General features: G+C 24.8%; 27 protein-coding genes. 26 read left to right on the forward strand and 1 reads right to left on the reverse strand.

Going from position 1 to position 21,412, the window contains the following annotated elements; all coding sequences use genetic code 11:
* Positions 1-487 precede the first annotated feature (487 nt).
* The 3 genes from CCORG_RS08625 to CCORG_RS08635 all read left to right on the forward strand — a co-directional run bounded on the left by CCORG_RS08625 (position 488) and on the right by CCORG_RS08635 (position 1,736).
* Positions 488-631 carry a hypothetical protein gene (locus CCORG_RS08625; RefSeq protein ID WP_161632388.1) on the forward strand — a complete coding sequence of 48 codons (144 nt, stop codon included), beginning with the start codon at positions 488-490 and terminating at the stop codon, positions 629-631.
* Positions 632-797: 166 nt separating this feature from the next.
* Positions 798-1,454, forward strand: coding sequence for a ParA family protein (locus CCORG_RS08630; protein ID WP_025803844.1), 657 nt, complete (start codon positions 798-800; stop codon positions 1,452-1,454).
* Between the two features lie 18 nt (positions 1,455-1,472).
* Positions 1,473-1,736 (forward strand): hypothetical protein, encoded by a 264-nt coding sequence (locus CCORG_RS08635; protein WP_025803845.1) that lies wholly within the window; start codon positions 1,473-1,475, stop codon positions 1,734-1,736.
* Between the two features lie 23 nt (positions 1,737-1,759).
* Here CCORG_RS08635 and CCORG_RS08640 read toward each other — a convergent pair whose 3' ends face one another.
* Entirely contained in the window at positions 1,760-1,936 is a 177-nt protein-coding gene (locus CCORG_RS08640; protein WP_172658585.1) for a hypothetical protein, read from the reverse strand.
* Positions 1,937-2,951: 1,015 nt separating this feature from the next.
* Between CCORG_RS08640 and CCORG_RS08645 the strand changes: the two genes are divergently transcribed.
* The 23 genes from CCORG_RS08645 (at position 2,952) to CCORG_RS08750 (ending at position 21,407) form a co-directional block, all read left to right on the forward strand.
* Positions 2,952-3,851, forward strand: coding sequence for a MarR family transcriptional regulator (locus tag CCORG_RS08645; protein ID WP_025803641.1), 900 nt, complete (start codon positions 2,952-2,954; stop codon positions 3,849-3,851).
* 71 nt (positions 3,852-3,922) lie between these two features.
* A complete protein-coding gene (locus CCORG_RS09080) occupies positions 3,923-4,057 on the forward strand; it encodes a hypothetical protein (RefSeq protein WP_265092854.1) in 135 nt (44 codons plus the stop codon).
* A complete protein-coding gene (locus CCORG_RS08650; protein WP_025803642.1) occupies positions 4,054-4,500 on the forward strand; it encodes a hypothetical protein in 447 nt (148 codons plus the stop codon). Before CCORG_RS09080 ends, CCORG_RS08650 begins: the two co-directional genes overlap by 4 nt.
* Positions 4,494-5,279: a nucleotidyl transferase AbiEii/AbiGii toxin family protein gene (locus CCORG_RS08655; RefSeq protein ID WP_025803643.1), complete on the forward strand. Its 786-nt coding sequence runs from the start codon at positions 4,494-4,496 to the stop codon at positions 5,277-5,279. Before CCORG_RS08650 ends, CCORG_RS08655 begins: the two co-directional genes overlap by 7 nt.
* A complete protein-coding gene (locus CCORG_RS08660; protein ID WP_025803644.1) occupies positions 5,279-6,274 on the forward strand; it encodes an ATP-binding protein in 996 nt (331 codons plus the stop codon). Before CCORG_RS08655 ends, CCORG_RS08660 begins: the two co-directional genes overlap by 1 nt.
* Complete coding sequence (locus CCORG_RS08665; protein WP_025803645.1) at positions 6,271-7,068, forward strand: hypothetical protein; 798 nt, start codon at positions 6,271-6,273, stop codon at positions 7,066-7,068. The genes CCORG_RS08660 and CCORG_RS08665 overlap by 4 nt, the downstream gene beginning before the upstream one ends.
* Complete coding sequence (locus CCORG_RS08670) at positions 7,065-7,946, forward strand: Fic family protein (RefSeq protein ID WP_025803646.1); 882 nt, start codon at positions 7,065-7,067, stop codon at positions 7,944-7,946. Before CCORG_RS08665 ends, CCORG_RS08670 begins: the two co-directional genes overlap by 4 nt.
* On the forward strand, positions 7,943-9,682 hold the full coding sequence (locus tag CCORG_RS08675) for a coiled-coil domain-containing protein (protein ID WP_025803647.1): 1,740 nt from the start codon (positions 7,943-7,945) through the stop codon (positions 9,680-9,682). The genes CCORG_RS08670 and CCORG_RS08675 overlap by 4 nt, the downstream gene beginning before the upstream one ends.
* Before the next feature lie 76 nt (positions 9,683-9,758).
* Positions 9,759-11,000 (forward strand): ATP-binding protein, encoded by a 1,242-nt coding sequence (locus CCORG_RS08680; protein WP_025803648.1) that lies wholly within the window; start codon positions 9,759-9,761, stop codon positions 10,998-11,000.
* A gap of 59 nt (positions 11,001-11,059) precedes the next feature.
* On the forward strand, positions 11,060-11,491 hold the full coding sequence (locus CCORG_RS08685; RefSeq protein WP_172658586.1) for a hypothetical protein: 432 nt from the start codon (positions 11,060-11,062) through the stop codon (positions 11,489-11,491).
* 3 nt (positions 11,492-11,494) lie between these two features.
* The gene (locus CCORG_RS08690; protein ID WP_025803650.1) at positions 11,495-12,229 is read left to right on the forward strand and encodes a hypothetical protein; all 735 of its coding nucleotides are present in this window, start codon (positions 11,495-11,497) and stop codon (positions 12,227-12,229) included.
* Positions 12,230-12,239: 10 nt separating this feature from the next.
* Entirely contained in the window at positions 12,240-12,893 is a 654-nt protein-coding gene (locus CCORG_RS08695; RefSeq protein WP_025803651.1) for a hypothetical protein, read from the forward strand.
* Complete coding sequence (locus CCORG_RS08700) at positions 12,890-13,642, forward strand: hypothetical protein (protein ID WP_025803652.1); 753 nt, start codon at positions 12,890-12,892, stop codon at positions 13,640-13,642. The genes CCORG_RS08695 and CCORG_RS08700 overlap by 4 nt, the downstream gene beginning before the upstream one ends.
* A gap of 1 nt (position 13,643) precedes the next feature.
* Entirely contained in the window at positions 13,644-13,994 is a 351-nt protein-coding gene (locus tag CCORG_RS08705; protein WP_025803653.1) for a hypothetical protein, read from the forward strand.
* Complete coding sequence (locus tag CCORG_RS08710) at positions 13,991-14,893, forward strand: hypothetical protein (protein ID WP_025803654.1); 903 nt, start codon at positions 13,991-13,993, stop codon at positions 14,891-14,893. Before CCORG_RS08705 ends, CCORG_RS08710 begins: the two co-directional genes overlap by 4 nt.
* Positions 14,890-15,510, forward strand: a complete 621-nt coding sequence (locus CCORG_RS08715; protein ID WP_025803655.1) for a hypothetical protein — start codon at positions 14,890-14,892, stop codon at positions 15,508-15,510. Before CCORG_RS08710 ends, CCORG_RS08715 begins: the two co-directional genes overlap by 4 nt.
* Positions 15,511-15,520: 10 nt before the next feature.
* Positions 15,521-16,066 (forward strand): hypothetical protein, encoded by a 546-nt coding sequence (locus tag CCORG_RS08720; protein WP_025803656.1) that lies wholly within the window; start codon positions 15,521-15,523, stop codon positions 16,064-16,066.
* A 3-nt stretch (positions 16,067-16,069) separates the two neighbouring features.
* Entirely contained in the window at positions 16,070-16,732 is a 663-nt protein-coding gene (locus tag CCORG_RS08725; RefSeq protein WP_025803657.1) for an antA/AntB antirepressor family protein, read from the forward strand.
* A gap of 30 nt (positions 16,733-16,762) precedes the next feature.
* Entirely contained in the window at positions 16,763-17,485 is a 723-nt protein-coding gene (locus CCORG_RS08730; protein WP_025803658.1) for a hypothetical protein, read from the forward strand.
* Between the two features lies 1 nt (position 17,486).
* Positions 17,487-18,071, forward strand: coding sequence for a transglycosylase SLT domain-containing protein (locus CCORG_RS08735; RefSeq protein WP_025803659.1), 585 nt, complete (start codon positions 17,487-17,489; stop codon positions 18,069-18,071).
* Positions 18,068-20,434 carry a hypothetical protein gene (locus CCORG_RS08740; protein ID WP_025803660.1) on the forward strand — a complete coding sequence of 789 codons (2,367 nt, stop codon included), beginning with the start codon at positions 18,068-18,070 and terminating at the stop codon, positions 20,432-20,434. The genes CCORG_RS08735 and CCORG_RS08740 overlap by 4 nt, the downstream gene beginning before the upstream one ends.
* Positions 20,427-21,068, forward strand: a complete 642-nt coding sequence (locus CCORG_RS08745; protein WP_025803661.1) for a hypothetical protein — start codon at positions 20,427-20,429, stop codon at positions 21,066-21,068. The genes CCORG_RS08740 and CCORG_RS08745 overlap by 8 nt, the downstream gene beginning before the upstream one ends.
* A 36-nt stretch (positions 21,069-21,104) precedes the next feature.
* Complete coding sequence (locus CCORG_RS08750; protein ID WP_152534270.1) at positions 21,105-21,407, forward strand: hypothetical protein; 303 nt, start codon at positions 21,105-21,107, stop codon at positions 21,405-21,407.
* Positions 21,408-21,412 lie beyond the last annotated feature (5 nt).

The raw sequence follows: 21,412 nt of genomic DNA on the forward strand, positions 1-21,412 counted from the left end.
ATTTATGATATTTAAATCATAATAGCTATATAGCAGGGGAACGCCCTGCCATATAGCAAACTCTAAGCAAAGTGGGAAACTCTCGCTTACATAGGACACGCCTAGCCCACCCCCACACTTAGAGTTAGCTACTTCATTCGGTGTGTATTTCAGTGGCAAAGCCACTGAAAGCAAGGGGCAAAGCCCCTTGCTACACACCGAATGAAGTAGCTAACTCTAAGTGTGGGGGTGGGCTAGGCGTGTCCTATGTAAGCGAGAGTTTCCCACTTTGCTTAGAGTTTGCTATATGGCAGGGCGTTCCCCTGCTATATAGCTATTATGATTTAAATATCATAAATAATTAATATTTAATTATCATATTTATACTAACTAATTATTATAAAATTAATAATCTTTTAAGAACAATAATGCTATAATAACTATTATTAAAAGGTTGAGAATTATTTATTAATTTTTTAATAATTAAATCATAATTAAAGGATATAAAATGATTTTAGCTAACGAAAAAGAACAAGATTTTAAAATAAGCGGAGGGCTTGACGAAAACTTAATAGAGCTTTTAGGTATTATGGAATTTCATAAGTTAGATAAAGAAGAAATGTTATCTTTATTAGAAGATGATGAAGTTTAGTAAGCTATAACTAATAATATAAAAAATAAATAATATATTAGTTTGTTTAATTGTAAATTTTTAAATATGTTTTTTATATTAATAATGATATAATATAAATATATTATAAAAATATTAATCAAATATGATTATTATATTAATCATATATAATTATTAAAGGAAAAAAATGATAGTAGTTTTTTCACACCCTAAAGGCGGAGTAGGAAAAAGTATGTTAGCTTTTAACTATGCTGTATTTTTAAGAAAAAAAGGAATTGAAGTTGCTATAATAGATTTAGACGGACAACACTCTATATCAAATTTTAATAAGATTAGAATTGCTTTTAATGTAACACCTACTTTAAATATTAAAACTTATGATAATACTAATGAGCTAGTAAGCTTTTTAAATCAAGTTTCAAGTAGTGATATGGTTATTATTGATACAGGCGGTTTTGATAGTTCAAACAATAGAATTGCTTTGGCATTTGCTGATAAAATTATAACGCCTGTATCTGATAGCCCTGTAGAAATTATGAGATTATTAAATTTTAGCAACATATTAGATGAAATTGAAGTAAATTTAAATCATAAATTAAAGACTTATGTAGTATTAAATAGAATACACCCTAGCTTAAAAAATATAGACTATGTAAAAGAGCCTTTTAAAGATAAGCCTGTTTATAATTTTTTAAATAGTGTCGTAAGAGATAGAGTAAGGTTTAAATTTTCAGTATCAAACGGAAATTCGGTATTTGATGAGCCTGAAAATATTAGAGATGAAAAGGCTATATTTGAGCTTAATAGCCTTTACAATGAAATTGAGAATATTATTATATCATAAAAATTAAGGAGTGTAAAAATGAGTAGCAAAAAATTATCAATAGAGGCACTAAATGCAATACAAAAAGGTAGTGAAGTAGTAGAAAAAACAAATAATGAAGAAGAGCAAATTAACAATGATGATATAGTAAGAAGAAAAAGACCTAGAAAACAATATAGAAATTTTAGCGTAAATTTTGAGATAGATGACTATAACAAATTCCAAATTTATTTAAATGAAAACGGAATAAACAGCGGTAGTGGCTTTATAAGAGAGTTGTTAAAAGAAAACGGAATAATATAAGATATTTTTAAATATTAGAGAGTTTAACTCTCTAATATTGCTTCTAAATTTTCTTTTAACTCATTATATTCGCTATCATCTTTAATAGGTTTTTCTTTAATAAAACCTGCCTCAATCATTTTGTCTTGCTTAATCTCTTTATAATACTCTTTAGCAAGTTCTTCTAAGGCTTTGCAAGTTTCATTATCTAATAAAGACACTTCAGCAAATACGCTTTTTATATCATTTTTTGTAGCCTTTATTAGAAGATTATCAATATAGACAAGCAGGTTTCGGTTTTGACAATATCATTCTTGATAATTTTTTTTTGATAAAAATAATGTTGGTGTATATAGTTTAGAAAATGGTTATCTTTGATTTGTTTAAAAAAAATAATAAAAATATATGAAATAATTATGATACATTTACTAAATAAATATTAATGAAATAATATTATTAATTATATCATAATTATTTGTGAAGTAATTATTATTAAATTGTAGTTTTTTTGAAAAGTGTAAAATTCTGTTAAAAAGTGTAAAAATGTATTTTTATATAATTTTTTATGAAAAATTTATTAAATGATTTAAAGTGTTTATTTTGTGTTTTAAAGCACTTTGTATTTTTTTAAAGTGTTTCTATGTTTAAATAAACTTTTTTGATTTTAGGTGCTTTTTTGTTAATTTAAACTGCATAATTGAATTTAAAATTTTAAAAAAGTATTTTTTTTGATAAAACTTAAATAAATTTTAAAAAAAATAATTAATATTTATTTTTAAGTTTTTAAATTTTTATTTTCTTCTTTTTAATGGTATCAATAAAAGAATAGAGGGAAAATTATTAATAAATATTAAATAAAATTGACTTATAAGCTTGATTATTTAGGTATTTTAATAGTAAATAAAAAAAAATAGCTGTTTAGAATTTCATACCAAACCGTATGAAATTCTAAACAAACCGTATGAAATTCTAAACAAATTTGATTTTTTAGGCTATTTTTCTAATAAATTAATAATTTTTAAACATAAGTCTTTTAAATCATTATATATCAGTATTCTGAGATAAATATTTAATTAATATTTTTAAAAAAAACAGTTTAAGGTATTTTTTTCTAAACAAATTTTTACTAAAAAATAAAATAATGTTTGATTTTTACTAAAAAATAAAAAATTTATGATATAATAATTCAATTTTTTTATAAATTGTTAAACAATTAAATTTTCAGGAGTTAATATTATGATTGGTGAAATCAAAGATGTTGGAACAAAAAAGAATTATACTGTATATACAGAAAAACAAATAGAAATAAGTGGAACAACTGGTGAGATATTAAAAGAAAATGAAATTTATGTAACAAAAGCTAAAAATAGAGATGATTTTATAAAATTTTTTGTAGATAATTTATCTTTTATAGGCTCAGATTTGCTTAATGCCGAGAGACAAGTTCTTTTTATTTTATTAACAAAAATTGATTATAAAAATATTATTTATATAAATTCAGATTTAAGAAGAGATATTGAAGTATTATTAAAAGTCAGTAAATCAACAGTATCAGTAGCTATAAATGGATTGAAAAAAAAAGGAGTTATTTTATCTTTATCGGATAGTTTAAAAAAAGAGCTTGGTACTTTTTCAGATAACGCTTTTATAATAAATCCAAATATTGCAGGAAGAGGAAGTTTTAATGAGTTGCAAAAATTAAGACAAGATATTAGTATAGAATATGATTTTGAAAAATTAGAAGTAAAACAAAAATATAATATAAAGAGCAAATATGATGGTTTTGATGAAATTTCAAACAATATGGAAAATCACGAGATAAAAGAGATAAAACAAACACAAGATAAAAAAAGCACTGAAGTATGTATAGTTGAAAAAGACCAAAAAAATATCATAGAGATAGATGACATTATAGAACAACCCACACATATATCAAAATCACAAAATATTAAAACAGATAAAGAAATTGAACTTGAACTTGTTAGAGAACAAAATGAAGCTAAAAGGTTAGATATTGAAAATTTAAAGGCTAAAAATGAAAATTTAAAACTTCAAATACAATTAAAAGCTTTAGACCAGAATAATAAGATTAATCAGCCTGACTTTTTACCACAACAAAATGATGAAGCTTTTTAAAATTAAAATTTTGTAACATTAATAAAAAAATAATAAATAATTGTATATAATTATACAACAAGGGAGATAAAATGAGATATCCAAAGCTTGGAACTAAAATAGTGTTAGATGAAAATAAAATTAGAAAAGCTATAAATTTTGATCTTGATACTAATGAAGAGAAAACAGCTAAAAATAAATCAAGTATAAGAAAGAATAGACAATGAAACAAGAAATTGCAAATAACATTTTAAAAACTTGCAAATTGAAAATTTTAAATAAACCAGATTACATTTCAGGGTGGGAAGCATTAAATATACCTAGCAAAAACGGACTTATCGCTGATTGGCACCCATTACACTATTTTAATAAAAAACAAGATATAAAAAAATATAGTTTTAATGAAATTTTAGGAAATAGCGGTATAAAAAAAAGATATGTAAAAATGCTAGATAAAGAGGAGTATGTAGCAAATTATCCAAGAGCCATAGCAGATTTAGTTTATCATAATAAAATAAAAGGTTTAAAAAATTGCGTTAATGATTTTTTAGATGATGATGAAGAAAAAGAGTTATTTAAATATTTAAAACTTATAAATAACAATGAAGTAGTAGATAATTTTATGAAATTTGAACTAACTAAGCTATATTTTAAGGATAAAAAATGCTAGAAGAGTATCAAAAAAATAGATTAAATTTAATAAAAGATATTTTGCCATATTTTGGAGATAATTTTGTTTTAAAGGGTGGAACAGCTTTAAATTTATACTATGGTTTAGATAGATATTCAGAAGATATAGATTTAGATTGTAAAACTAATAATATGAATTTCATAAACAAGTTAAAACGCCACAAAGATTTTAAAAATTGGAATATAAACATTAAAAAAGATACAGATACTGTTTTTAGGGTAATGTTAGATTATGGTGCTTTATCTAAAAATGGAAATTATCCGTTAAAAATAGAAGTAAGTAGTAGGAATAAAAACAAACTAAGAACAAAATCCTTAAATTACAATACTATAAACGGTGTTAATGTTTATACTATAGATGAGCTTATAAGAATGAAAGGTGTTGCTTTTAGTGGAAGAGATAAAATTAGAGATTTTTACGATTTGGGATATTTATTAAAAACATATCCAGAACATTTTAGTAAGGAAAATCTTTTGAACATTGAAGAAAAGATATTTTATTCAGGCGAAGAAGAGTTAAATTTGCTTTTAAAAGATGAAATTTTGAAACATAATTTAATTTCTAATAATGATATTGTCTTTGCTGAAACATACACACAAGATGTTTTAAACCGTATTGATTTTATGCTTAACAATACAAATTCTTTAAAAGATGACCTTAAACAACTTAAAGATTTAAGCAGTGATTTTAATAAAATCTTTGAAGATGACAAAGAGCAAACAGCTAAAAATAAATCAAATTTAAGGAAAAATAAGTAATGAATATAACAAATTTTACTACCAGAGAAGATATAGAAAATTTTATTATTAGTAATTTACAAAAAAAAAGAAGTTTTGCTATTTATGCACTAAGGTATATGGGTAAGACATATCTGCTAAATCAAATTTATAAAGAAATTAAAGAAAAAAAAGACACAATTTATATTGATATGAGTTATATTTTTAATTTAGAAGATTTTTATAATATTTTTAAAATTAATATAAAGAGAATTTTTAAAAATAAATTTGATGATGTTTTTGATGATGATTTAAAAAAACTAGAATTTATTTTCAACCTTTTAGGAAAAAAAGCAGAAAATGAAAATAGAGATATTTATATTTTTATTGATAATTTTGAAAAGATAGAAGATATTCAAAATAATAAACTAGATTTAAATTATATTTTTAATGATAGTTTTATAAATTTTCAAAATTTAATATTTTGTGTAACGATAAATAATAGCTTTGGAATAGATACATTTAAAGATTTTAAAAGTCCTCTTTATAGTTTTTGTGAAGTTTTAGATTTGCCAAATTTAAGTGAAAAAGAAATAAGTATTTATCTTTATAAAGAATTAAAAGAACTTGAAATAACACAAGATTTGGTTTTTTATATTATGAAAAAAACTAACAATATAATATATTATATTGATAAGATTTGTAGTATTTTAAAGCATAAAAATAAAATAACTAAGGAAGATATAGATAAAATCCTTAATAAAATTTATAAAAATTATTTAATAGAACTATACAATATTAAATTAAATTCAATACGAGGTAAAAAGTATTTATCAGATGTATTATATTCAATAGCTACAAATAAAAATCCTTACGATGAGCTTCTTGTTAAAGTTGGCAATCGTGGCAATATATCAAAAATGATAAAAACTTTAGAAAAAGAAAATTTAATATGTAAGATAAAAGAGCCAAAAGTTAAATACATAATCTATGATCCTTTTTTTAAAAAATATGTATTGGAAAATTTTGCAAGATGATACAAAAAGCACGAAGTAGTAATAGTAGAAGCCTTTTAAGGGAAGCCGAAAGTGCAATACTTTTAATTGATGATATAAATGTAAAACAATGGTTTGAAAGAGCCATTAAAGATATGATTAATAAAAGAAACGACCCTGAAGTAACTTTTACAGGTGCAAAAGAATTAAAAACAAATTTATTAGCCTACATAAAACAAAATGATAAAAGTGGTGAAGTTGGAACCTCTAATGTTTGGTGTAGAAAAATAGTTTATAGTGAAATTAAAGACTTTTTAAAAGAGCTTGAAGTATATATACAAAATAGAGGTTTAACAGGTGTAATTGAACTTCATTTGCAAGATAGAGAAATAAATAGTCCGCATATACAATATGTAGGAACAGATGTTTATAAAGCTGAAAGAGCAATAGCTGATTTTGTAGTAGATAAAAATTATGAAAATAGTGTAATGGAAGCAATGAGTGTAAATCATACGCCTGATTATTACACACAAGAAAATAAAAATTTAAGAATAAAAAGCACAGACACAGAATTAGAACAACAAAAAATTATAGAAGAAAGACAAGAATATATAAAAGAGTTAAAGGATAGTTTAAAAGATAGTTTATCAGTAATACAAAATCTGCGTTCAGAATTTTTAAATATATTTAAAGAAGATAGTAGAGAGAATTTAGATGATGAATTAAAACAAAATAGAGTTAAAAGAAAAAATAAAACAGAGCGAAGACAAAAAGACACAATAGATTTAGTCAGTGAGTGGCAAGAAAAAGCCAAAGTTAGAAGGAATAGAAGATGAATTATGATTTTAAAAGTATTGAAGTAGGCGTTGGTTTAAATGGCGTTGATGATTTAAAGCCGTCTAAAAATTTTTATAAAATCGTTAAAGAATCTACCAATTATAAAGAAGCTGAAAATAATTTAAAACAATACTATCAAACCGATAAAACTGTAAATTCTGAAGAAAAAGAGTGCGATATTGTTGCAATTAGAATAGCAAATTTGATAAATGAAAAAGCTTTTGTATTTTCACCTGAGGCTTTAAAACAAATCCATAAAAAACTTTTTGAAGGAGTATTTGAGGGCAAGTTAAATCTTATGGTTGGAGAGTTTAGAAGTTATAATATTATAAAAAGTGAAGAGATTTTAGATGGAAGAAGTGTTACATATGGAGATTATGAAGAGTTATCTAGCTATTTAAGTTATGATTTTAATGAGGAAAAAAAGAAAAATTATGCACTGATGAGTTTAAACGAACAGGTAAAAAATATTTCTGATTTTATTTCTAAAATTTGGCAAATACATCCTTTTGCAGAAGGAAACACTAGAACAACTGCTGTTTTTGCTATTAAATATCTTAAAAAAATGGGTTTTGAGTTAGATAATTCCTTATTTAGAGATAGTTCTAAATATTTCAGAAATGCATTAGTTTTATCAAATTTTAGTGATGTAAAGGCAAAAATAGGAGAAGATAGAAGCTATTTAGATAGTTTTTTTGCTAAGCTAATGATAGATAATAAACTTGAGTTAAAAGAGATGAAAAATCCATATAAAATCAACATAGAAAACAACCTTAAAGACATTAAGTCTTTAAGTAGTAAATTTAATGAAATTTTAAGTGATGAAGAGACTAAAACAAATACTGAAAAACAATCAAATATAAGGAAGCAAAAATGATGACAATAGAGCTAGAACAAGCTAAATTCGAAGATTTAAACATAAGAGATTTAAGTCAAAGGGCTTATAATGCCTTTGAAGAATATTGGCAAGGTAGTGAAGAAGAGTTTTATGAATATATGAAAAACCATAATTTAGATTATGATTTTGAAGTAAATAATATAAATGAGTTAGGATTAAAAACCGATAAATTTTTAAATGAATTTTCAGAAGCAGTAAAAATAGATATATCTAAGTTTGATTTTAGGCTAAGCTCGGCAATGACAAGCAGAAACATAAAACCTATAGAATTAGATGATTATATAAAAATTACACTGAAAAATGATGAATTAAATACCAAAGATATTTACGATACTTTTTTAAGTTTTAATAGTAGAAGTTTTATAGATTTTAGAAGTTACAACGAACAAGATAATACTCTCACTTTTATTTACAACAGAAGAGGCATATTTGATGAAAACGATAGAATAGCGATTTTAAAAGCAAAAAATTCAGCAACTATGAGTGATAATTTTAAAAGTGCTAAAGATAATAATTTTATTTTAAGTGGACTTTGTCACGAATTAGCTGAAAAAAATAATATTGGTTTTAGATTTGAGTATTTAGGAACAGGCGATGTTGTAAAAGAAATATCAATGAGTGCAGATAACATTTTAAATGTGGCTGAAAAAAAAGAAGCACAAAAAGAAGAGATTATTGAAGAAATTAAAGTAGCAAAAATAGCAAGAGAAGAGCTAATCAAAGAAAGAGCAACTACTAGACAAAGTTTAAATGAAGATAGCAATAAACACGAAATTTTAAAAGAAGCAAATACAGAAATAAGACTAAATGTAGTCGATGATATTAACTTAAATACACTTGATAAAATTGTAGATGATAGTATAGCTTTGTATCGAAAAAAAGAAGAAGAAAAACTAAAAATAAGACTTGAAACAGCACAAAAAGAGGGTATTGTAGCATATAAGGAAATGCAAGAAAGAATAATTAAAGATGGAATGAATATTTATGAAGCTATAAACTATACAAAACAAAAATATAGAGAAGAGCATACTGTTAATATGGCAAGTGCATTTTTAACAAAAGACATTTTAGAGGTTGGTTTATTAAAAACAGATTTAGCCAACAAAGAGGAAAGTATTAAGAATTTAAATGAAAATCTTAATGCTTTAAATGATGAAATAACAAAAAGAGAAGAGACTATTAGTTCATTAAAAAGCACTTTACAAAATAAACAAATTGAAATCACAAATTTGGGTATTAAGCACGAACAACAAATAGAAATACTTACAAAAGAAGCACAGAAAAAATATAAAGAATTGGATGAAGTTTATTCTGCAGAGATTAAAAAAGTAAAAAATGAACTAGACAAAAAAGATACTGAATTAGAAGAACAAGATGACTTAATTTTAAGATTAAATTCACAAATTGAACTTTTAAAATCTCAACTTAATACTGAGAATGTAAAAAATGAGAATTTAATACGAGAAAATGAGAGCTTAAAAACAAAGTTAGGACTAAAACACGAGAAAATCGAAGAAATTTTAAATTCTAATAATCAAAAAGATAGATTAGATAATAAGGACATTGATGAATTAAAAGATATTTTAAAAGATGAAAAGCAAAGTAATAACAATAAAAGAGAAGCTCTAGCAAGTATGCGTTTTGAAGATATTTTAAGAGAAGATGATAGCAATAACGAAAATGAAACAAATACAAATATAAAAAAACAAAGATAAATAAAAGTAATTGACATTATAATTCTTTTGTTGTATAATTTGATACAATTATTTTTTAAAAAAGGGAGATTTTTTAATGATAAATATAGATTTATCTAAAAAGTTTATTGAAAATGCAATTGAAAAATCTTTAAATTTTGAAACATTAACAAACACCTTACACGATGTTGCGGGGGGGGGGGGGAAGACTAGCAGTCAATGGCTAATAGCCAAAGATAATTTATTTTATTCTTCTTACTCTCTCAAAAAACTTTCCGAAAAAACATTATCAAATGTTATTGTCTTTCCAAATTTGGAAGAAATTAGATATTTCTTAAGAAAAAAAGAAAATTATACTTTTATCTCACCATATGAATGCCCTAAAGAGTTTTCAGATATTATTTTAACTATTAAATTGCCAAATTTTTATGGAATTTTAACTTCACAAGAAGCAAAATTAGGTACAACAAAAGCACAAGCACTACAAGAAAAACTAGGAATAAGTGTAATAGATAGTCCTTTTACAATGGCTGATATTGAAGGTGCTGATGAGTTAAAAAAATATATTAAAGAACTTCAAATTGCTGAAACACAAGGCTACAAAAGTAAAGGTATTTTTTTAGTAGGAATTCCAGGAACAGGTAAAACTTTTTTTCCTACTTGCTTAGCAGGAGAGCTTAAAAGACCTTTAGTAATGTTAAACTTAGAACAACTTAAAGAGACAGGTAGTCCTATTAATAAAATAAATGAGGTATTTGAATTTTTAAATAATGAAGATGAGCCTGTAATTTTATTAATAGACGAGATAGAAAAAATGGTAGGAAATGCTGATGATCCTTTAACAGGACGATTAATGACTATTTTATCTAGCTTAGGAGATAAGGGAAGTGAATATCCAAATTTAAATTTATTAGTTTTTGCAACTGCAAATAATTTAGAAAGTATTTTAAAAAATCAACCTGCGTTTTTAAGGCGTGGGCGTTTTGATGAACTATTTTTTGTCAATTTACCTGACTTAAATTCAGCAAAGAAAGTTTTTGAAATGTATATTAAAAAATATGACTTAAATTCGTTATATAAAATTACAGATTTAGATGAGTTACTTGCAGAGATAGAAGCTATATACAGAGATGATAACCCACAGGCTAATAAATTTTGTTATACACCAAGTGAAATTCAAAGCTTTGTGAAAAAGCTTAAATTTACTGCAATTGCAAATGAAGCATTAACAAAAGATGATATCAAAAACACGATTGCTAAATTTATCCCACTTATAAAAACATCTAAAGAAGGTATCGCAAAAATAATAGCTCAAAAAGAATTGTTTATAGAAATTTGAAAAAAGGCAATAGCGTGAATAATATTTTTATAACTAGATTTCCTTATTTATTTTGGAATATGAAATTTGAAAAAGGCATAGATATAGATTTTGAAAACAGCAAATTAAAAAAAACAGATGAGAAAATTCATAATTTTAAAAAAATGAATAAAGCAGTTTTTTTGGTTTGTAAATATTTACCTATTCTATTATTTTTTTTACTGGTATTTAACAAATTTGATTTTGCACCAAATGTTGAAAAAGTAGCAGAATATGGAGTTAGTTTGCTTTTAACAATTCTATTATTTTATGTAAAAAAATATGTATTTTTTTGTCTATTTATAGTAACAATAATCGTTGGAGGCTTTATTTATTTTGAAAGTGTTGCTTTTATCGTGAAATATCTTTTTGCTTTTATATGCGTTTTTAATTTTGCAAACGATGTAACTATAGAGCCATATAGTATTGTAGAAAATAAAAAAACAATAGCAAGTTTTGTAGTAGAGAGGTAAAGAATGAAAATATTAAAAATTATAAGTATAAGTTTTTTAATGACGAATTTAATAGCTAACCCACTTGACCCTATGAATTTCAGACCATTGACAGAGCAAGAAGTTCTAAATTCACAAGAGGCACAAACAAGCGATTTAAAAATTAAAAAATTTTATTTAGATATAAAAGATAAAGAAATTAAAAATATAAAGAAAAAAGATGAAGAGCTAACTTATCTTTTTGATGATTTTGACGAAACATTACTGAATTATAAGCCTATACAAAAGCCTATAAGCACTATTGATAGAATTATGACACACCCTTATTTTACGACCACAATACTTTTACCAAACGGAGCTGTGATAAGTAGTGTTGATATGAGTGTTGAACCCATTACCCTTAAATACGAACAAAATACAATACTTTTACGAGTTAAAAAAGACTTCAAAATTTCAAATATGACAATTATATATTCTTTGGAGAAAAAGAATTATGTTGCAAATTTTATTGTAGAAAAATACGATAGACAAAAGACTGATGAAAAATTAAATATAGTTTTTGATTTTCAAAATGTAAAAAGGCGTGATGATTTTGAAGTAATAAATTTGTATGTAAAAACTTATGGAAGTTACCCAAAAGAAGATTATAACTATATCGAAATTGACGGCATTACATATAGAATTATAAAAGATAATAAATTTGGAAATTTAAATGTTGGAAATATTAAGTATAGAGTAGATACAGGAAGCGAAATTTAAGGGAAACAAAATGGAAATAAATCAAAGTCATTTTTTAAACGAAACTGAAAAAAGTAAAACTAAAACAGAAAATAAAAATAAAAGTAAGAAAAATAATACAAGTTTAATTGTTTTGTTTATATTAGTTTTTGTTTTTGTAGGTATGATTTATTTTATTTTTAATTTGCCTAAAGATGAAAATTTAACCGAAAATGTAGCTAACAATACTAACAAACAAGATACAAAGCAAGTAAAGCAAGAAAATAATTTAACTATTAGCAATAATACTGCTATGTATATTCCACCTATGCCTATAACAGAAGATAAAAATACAACAGAAGACAACACAACAACAAAAGATACAAATATTTTTGATTTACAAGCTATAGAAAAAAAGAAAAATGAACCTGTAATTGAAAAAAAAGAAGTAGTTACAACACAAGAGCAAGTTTTAAATGAAAAAAAGGCTAATAATGAAAGAGTTAAAAATAATGAAAATAACCTAACCAACGAAAACTTTGAAATTCTTAAAAAAGAAGCGAAAATTAAAACAAATTTTTTCAATTTCAGAGATAAGAATTTTTATGAGGGCGACACAATAATGGACTTTAAAATTTTAGAGGTAACAAATTTTAAAATTACTTTACAAAATAAAAATAACGAATTAAAGGAAATTTACAAATGAAAAAGATACTTGCAGTAGCGATTTTATCATCTTTAGTTTTTGCTGATGATATAGATTTTAAAAAAGGTTTTGATATGGCGGTTAAAGCGATACAGCTTGAAATGATAAACGGCTCAAATACCAACAGGGCTATGAATTATCACTATCCTAAAACGATATATTTAGATACAAGAGATATGACTACAAATGAAATACTTTTAGCTCAATATATTGCATTTTCAAATGGATATATTGATACCGTATTTATCGGCGAAAAAATGTATTTTGGAAGCTATTTAAGAGAAGCCGACAGAGTTTTAGCAAAACAAAATTTAGAACAACTTTTAGGAAAAACATTAAAAAATGAAGAGAATAAAAATAAAATAATGTATGCAACACCTATTTTAAATAGAAGTTTTTATATTACTAGAAAAAATATCGTAGAAAGTGGCATAAAAAGAAGTGAATATAACGACTGGAGTTTTAAGGAGGTTGGCAAAGACAAATTACCTAATAATGTATCAAATTTAAGCATTAAAAAGAATTTTTTCATTCCGAAAAAAAATAAAACAGAAGCATTTTCAATAGAGCCTACATATATTAAAAATGGAGTTGTAAAAAATAAGTATATAAAGAAAATTGGAATAACAAATATGACTAAATATAGATATGGAAGCACTATAGAAGATGAAAGCGGAAAAAAATATGTAAAAGCCCATAATCAAAATATTTTTATAAGAGAAGCTGAAGTCGATTTTTTGGAGCGTTAAAATGAAAACTATTTTTTACACGATAATAATTTCAATATTATTGACAGGTTGTTCTTTTAAGACACAAACAAACCCTATACCAAAGGAAAACAAGATAAATATACCTAATAATTATGAAGTTATTAAAAACGGCGTTATATCACAAAATGTAAAAGATGATTTTGATAGATATGCAATGCTTTTGCTTACAAATAAGAATTACACAGCAAGAAGTATAGAAAATATTGACGAAGAAAATATAGTAAATTTTAATTACGATAAAGCTAAAAACCCTCATCTATACAATAGAAATAATATATGGCAAACAGGCTTAAATATAGCAAACAGAAACTTTACAAAGGATAACAAATGAAGAAAATAGTTTTCTTATTAATTCCTTTTTTTCTTTTTGGAAGTGTTGATAAAAATATAATAGAGGGAAGTGCATACGGCGAACAGGTTGTAAAAGAAAAAGATACTATTTTTTATGAAGAAAGAGAGAAAAAAGAAAATTATAGAAGAGAAGCAATTTATAATTTTATTCTCTTTAAAAATAGTATTAATGAGCCTACTTATACAGCAAGAACAGAAAAATTAATAGATTTTGTAGAGGAAAATGCTACAAAATTTGAAAACAAAATAAAAAGTAATGTTGATAACAATATGACAATAGTTGGATATTGCTTAGTTAGAGATGATATAAATGTAGGAAAACAGCCTAGTGCAGGTAAATTTATATGTAATACTAATATCGGACAGCTTGAAATTTTTGGAAATTTAACACCTATAAATGAGTTAGCAACTCTTATATTTGACCCTAGCTATATTGATTTTTCAGGTTGGCGTTATAAGGTAATAACCTCTAAAGTGCTAAACGAAGCTAAAACTTCATACAATATAGCTACTTTTGTAAATGATAGAAAGATTACGGAAATAGCATTAGAAAGCACTTCAAAAGGTGCAGATGTTTTTAAAACTCAAAGTAGTGAATACCTTGAAGAATTAAAACAAAGTAGAAAAAAACAAAGTGTAGAATATGTAAATGTGGGAACAGGTAGCAATAGCTATGTTGCTCCGATACAAAATACAAATACAGAAAAACCAAATGCAAGTGATTATATTATCAAAGGTGCTATAGATTTAGTTAGCAATACAATAAAAACTACAGCTGATATATTTAAAAAAGACTTACCTTTTTTATATGAAATTAAAGGCGGTAGTAAAGTTTATATAGACTTAGTCATTAGTAAAAACGGAGAGAAAATACAATGAAAAAAATTATATTTTTGTTAGTTTTAACAAATTTAGTTTTTGGTAGTGAAGCTGAAGAGTTTTTTTATCAAAGAGGTGTAGAAGCAGGTTTTAAGCAAGGTTACGAACAAGGCGTAAAAGACGCTTTTGAAGAAAGTAAAAAAATACTTGCTAAATACAAGAATGAAATAAAAGCTTATGAAGTTGGAAAATATTTTTTAAAAGAGGGCTACATAACTTATCCAAAAGTATGGCAAAGACTTGATGAATTCGGAAATGTCAAGATTGAAATTCAGCCTAGCAAAATAGTTAAAGAACTTAATATTGCTGATATTTTCTCAAAATTTAACACTTTGCCTACAAACCCTAATCCTGAAATGTTATCTAGCAACCCTTTAACTGCTAGAAATAGTGTAAATACAGCAACAAGAGATATAGTCATATCTACTCCAAAAAAAGCTAGTGCTAATCAAGATATAGTAACAATAAGTATAGAAAACACAGGAAAAAATGAAGAAATTGTAAAAAAAGCAAATTTAGTCTATAGCGTAGATAAACCAAATGACAGAATAAAAGTAATGTTTTTTAATAGAAGCGAAAAAACTAATTTTTGCAAACAATATCAAATTTGCGATTAAGGAATAAAAAATGTTTTTAAAATCAAAAGACTTTAAAATGATTGAAAAAAGAATAAGCACTATTGAAGATAATATAAGTATGATAAACTGTAATTTAGGCAGAATAGATGTAAATATTAAAGAAATTTTAGAAAAACAATATGATGATACTTATATAAAAGACGCAAATAAAAGTATTTTATATGTAACAAAAAAGTTGTTAAAAATAGAGAAACTTTTAGAAGAATATACACAAAAACTAAAAATAGATAAATATTTTAGTAGCTATCAAAATAATACTATTAATTTAGAAAAAAAATTAGATGGATTAAAAATAGAAAATATAAATGAAGTAAAAGAATTTTTCGCTGAATATATAAAAGAAACTATGAATTTAAGAATAGATGTAAATTTAATAACTAAATATTTTAATGATGAAATAAAAAGAATGAAAAATGATATGGAAGATATTAAAGACGAATTTATTACAAATTTTGATTTCGTTACACAAGATGAATTTATTACACAAAATAAAGACGAAGAAGAACAAAATTATAGCGACGAAGATAAGGAATAAAAAATGCAAGATTTAATCAAAATTTTCACACATAGTATAGGCGGACACAAAGTAAATGCAGTAAATGCAAGAGATGTTTGGGAGATATTAGGAAGCAAACAACATTTTTCAGACTGGATAAAAAATAGGATTGAAATTTATGATGAGGGATTTGATTATATAAGAATTTTATCTATTTCTGAAAGTAATCTTAACCTTACTAAAAATATGGAGGTTGTAAGTTTAGATGTTTCTGACACCGAAAATCTAAATTGTGTTGTTTTAGATAAAGATAAAAAATTTCCTGGGAAAAAATCAGATTATATCATAACTTTACAAACAGCAAAAGAATTTGCCTTAATGGAAAGAAATGAAAAAGGTAAAGAGATGAGAAGATATTTGATTGAGTTTGAAGAAAAGGGAAAAATAGAATTAAAAAAACTTAGAGCTGAAATAAAAAAATTAAGATTGGAAATAGAGACATTCAAAGAAGAAATAATCAGATTAACTGCAAAAATTAAAGTATTAAATGAAAGTGTAAATTTACTAAAACAATTTGAAGCTAGTAGTAAAAATACAATTAAAATTTATGAAAGTATGTTGAGGGCTAAAACTATTGATGATGAAATTAAAGAGCTTGAAAACATAAAGCAAAAACTTAAAGATGAAGGGTATTACCATAAATGAATGATAATAAATCAAATTTAAGGAAACAAAATGAAAAATGAAACATTATCTTTTAAATGTGAGTTATTTTTTGCAAAGAATTGGAAATATATTTTTTGGGGCTTAATTTTAGCGATAATTGTAGTAGCTTACGAAATTGCAGGAATTAAATCACAAATGAAAAGCCTAGAAAATGTAATTTACGAAAATAATTCTAAAGTTGTTTTAACTACAAGCGACGGAAGAGCGATTAAGGTAGCTAAGACACCTTTAAAAGCTGAATATTTTAAAAAATATGCAGTTAGCATTATGGTAAATAGTTTTGTTGTATCAAGGTCACAAATTACACAAAATTTTGAGAAAAATAATATAAGAGAATATAAAGATATTCTAGAAAATTCAAAGAGTTTAGGAAACATTTATTTAAATTATTTAGATTTAAAAAATAAAGATAGTGTAGGTCAATTTATTAGCTATATACAATGGCTAATATCAGCTGTAGCACAAGATAAATTGCCTGAATTTATTAATATCACAAATTACAATGTAAATAGTTTTGAATTTAACGAAAATACCTTTAAACTTGATTTATCAATTAATGTTATAGCACAAAGTTATATTTTAGCTAAAGGCGAATACAAAACAGAAAAAGGACAAATAAGGATAAAAGCAACAGGCGATTTTGATTTAAGTAGAAGTAGTGATGAAAACCCTTATGGAATGTATATTTTAACCTTTAATATTGAACCTGTAATAAAAGGGAAGATGAGATAAAATGAAAGTTATATTAGTTTTGTTTTTACCATTTTTATTGTTTTCTAGTGATATTAAACAAGAAATAGCAAATTCATTAAAAATAGTATCATATCAAAGCGAACTTAATATAGGAATTCTTTACACTATAGCAAGTATAGAAAGCAATTTTAATCCATATATCATTAGTTTTGTAACAAGTGATATAGATCTATTAAAAAAGTTAGAAAATGGCTTTAAGGATACAAAATATAATTTTAAATATAGCAAATATGGGAAAAAACAATACCTAGCAAACATCTCATCAGTAAGTGAAAAAGCAATGATAAAGATAGCGGACTTCTTTTGGGATATGGACTTTAATATAGATTTTGGAATTATGCAAATTTCAAAGCAAAATTTAACTAAGAGTGAAACAAAATACATTTTTAACCCTTTATACAACATAAGCAAATCTAGTAGCATCTTAACAAGTTGTAATGAAAAATATAAAGACTTAAAAAATGTAATAGAGTGTTATAACAAGGGCTTTGTTAAAAAAAATAAATACAACTATTATGCAAAATTTCAACATAATTACAATAAATTTTTCGGAGTGAAAAAATGAACGCACCTTTAATGTTATTACTCATTTTATCAGCTATTGGACTTTATATAGGATATAAAAATGAAAAAACGCAAAATTTCATTAATAAGGGCTTTTTTGGGAAAACAATTGCACCATTAACAGGCTTATTTAATGATTTTTATTCCAACAAGGGACTTATAATAGATAATGTAGATGATGATAGTGTTTTACTAAATACAATGTATAAAAATTTATATGGAATAAAACTAGAGGGAAACTCAAATACACCAAATTTTTTTAGTGTAGATGACGCAAAGACTTTATATAGAACTTATAAAAACAAACCTAATGCTTTTTTCTATTATGTAATTTTAAAAGACGGAATTTATCATAGGCAATATATTTTTAGTTACAATAAAAACCTTTTAAAAACAATAGGCGAAAAATTTAAACTTGATTTATTAAGTGGCGAAGAATTGGCAAATATAATTTTAGATTTATTTATGCAAAATCAATTTTATATAAAAGATAAAGATATGAATAGAACAATATCTTTAAATTTTAATAGCCCTTTAGAAGCAAACTCACATATTTTTAAGAAAATAGCAAGAGAAAATATTTTTCAAAATTTAAACAAAACAGATATTTACCAAAGTTATAAAACTATAGAAGGAGTGCAAAAGACAGATATATCGGAACTTTTGAAAATGAATTTTAAAGGTGTAATATGGAATTATTTTGATATAGAACAAAGGCATATAGAAAACCATATTAGCAGACTAATCAACACAGCAAAATGGACTGGAAATAAAAATCTTTTTACAGAATTAAAAGAAGCTTACGATATTGGCGATATACAATTAGTTATAGCGAATTCAATAGCTAGTTTTAGAGAAATAGACGAAAGTATAATAGGTAATTTTGGAACAGCTTTAAAAGTTGATTTTTTAAAAAAAGATATATTTAAAAAGAATACACTACAAAAAACGCCTTTTAAATTTAGAGATACCGAATTTGATTTTTTAGCTCCTATTGATTTTTTAGGAAATTATATATCATCAGTGCAAAAGAAACGAACAAGGAACGCAGATTTTTATGGCTTAGATAAAAATGGTGGCTTTGTAAATTATAGCTTTGCTTATGACAATGATAATCCGCACTCTTTTATAGTTGCTAATACAGGTGCAGGAAAAAGTTTTACATTGCAAAAAATTTTAGTTGATATGATAGATATAGATTACAAAAATGCTTATGCTAGAAATTTAGGTAAAGATAAGGTATTAGTAAGATATTATGATATTGGCTTTTCAAGTGAGAATTTACTTGCTTATTTAAAAACAAATAGAGAAAATAATATAGCTCATATAGAGAGTGAGTTTTCAAATTTTACTTATAACATTTGCAACCTTGATGAAACAAGCAAAGAAACCTTTGAAGCTGACTTAGTTTTCGTTTGCGATTTAGCAAATTTAATTTTATCTTCACAAGAGGGTAGTAAAATTTTATTATCTTCAGAAATGGCTTTATTTAAAGATTTATTAAAAGAAACATATAAAACAGGCGATTACGAACATTATAGAGTTAGAGATATAAAAAATAAAAAATTACAAAACAGAATTTTGGAAATCACAAATAATAATATAAATTCATTTTTAAAAGATCTACCACAAGAATTTGATTTTTTAAAGAAGCCTTTATTGATTGATATAATTAAAAAAGCAGAAATACAAATTCAAAACCAACAAATTAGTAAAACAGATAGGCAAGATTATGAAACCTTATCTAGGAAACTAAGAGATATACATAGTTTAGAATATTTTAGCAACTTTGATAGTGAAGATGTTATAGACGCTGATTTTTTAAGTATGGACTTAAACAACTATAAAGAAAGTAGCTTATTTATACCTATTTTCGTAGCTATTTTCCAAAAAACATATTTAAAAGATAGAGCTTATGCTATTAAGTGTAAAAGAGAAAGAAAGAAAATATCAAAAAAATTATATATTATTGAAGAGAGTGCAAACTTTTTCAGAGTTGATTATTTTTCAGTTTTATTAGAAAAATTAGCATTAGAAGCTAGGAAATATGGAGTTCATCTAATTTTAATCGCTCAACAATTAGAACATATTCCAAAGAGAATTTTAAAAGTTGTAGATACTAGAATTTTCTTATTAACACCTGATAAAAAGAATGAATTTATAGACGATATTAAAAGGAATTTCGAACCTAACGAAGATGTTTTAGAGAGTTTAAATAATACTGAAAGATATGAACTTTGTATTTGGTATTCTAAGGGCGTATTTAATTTAAAATTGCAAGTTAGCGATTTTGAAGCTAAACTATTTACAACAAATCCTGATGAATTGAATGAATTAACAAAAAAAGAGGTAAAAAGTGGATAATTTTAGTGCAGGTTCGCATATAATCACAACAGCAACCGTATTTGGTGCTAGTGCATTAGCATTTTCAATTATGCCGTTTGGAATTATTGCATTAAGAGGTATTATGAAATCTAAAGACAATACTTCAAGTGGCTTTAGTATTTTAGGCATTATTCTAACAGCTTTTTTAGTGCATACACTCTTTTGTCTTATGTATATGGGAATTATAAAAATTTTAGATATTACTTATTTAGAGGAGGCAAATTATTTTAGTAACAAAATTTTTAGAATATTTTGGGCTAGTTCAAAGAATGAAGTATTTAATCTAGCAGGAGTGGGTGGTGGAGGGACGATAGATGCCTTAGGTGCTTATGCTACTTTAAAATTAGTTCAAAGTGTAGGAAAAATGATATTAATTAATATTCCTTTTTTAGTAGTTATTTTAGGTGCGAGTTATGGTGTTTATCAAGGAACTAAAGACACTTATAAAAGAGATTATTTAAGTGTTATTAGTTTTAGTGCTATTAGCATAATCTGTGTTTGTATTATGTATGTAGCGTGGGCTTATATAGCAAGTGAGGCGTTGTTTTTACCTGACGGAAAAAATATGTTTGATATGATTTCAGAATTTTGGCAAAAACAATTAAATGTTTAAAGGAAAATTTATCTTATTATGAAAGGGGAAAGAATAATGGAATGTCCATTGTGCGGAAAAGGAACGATTAAAAATCGTAAAGACAAAATGATTTATTGCGACGGCTATAAGCCACAAAAAGACGGCAATGAGTGGTTTAATTCAGGGGAGTGTAATTTTCATATTCCATATAATCAAAAAGCTTTTGGAAAACAGCTTACAAAAAATGAAATGAATATGCTTCTAAGCGGTCAAGCTTTAAAAAATAAAAAAGGTGATATTTTAACATTAGACTTAGAAAATCCTGAATTTTTTACAAAAATTGAATTCGCTCTACGCGACGAAGACGAAGACTTTTAAAAAGG

It is taken from the genome of Campylobacter corcagiensis (assembly GCF_013201645.1).
GTDB lineage: Bacteria > Campylobacterota > Campylobacteria > Campylobacterales > Campylobacteraceae > Campylobacter_B > Campylobacter_B corcagiensis.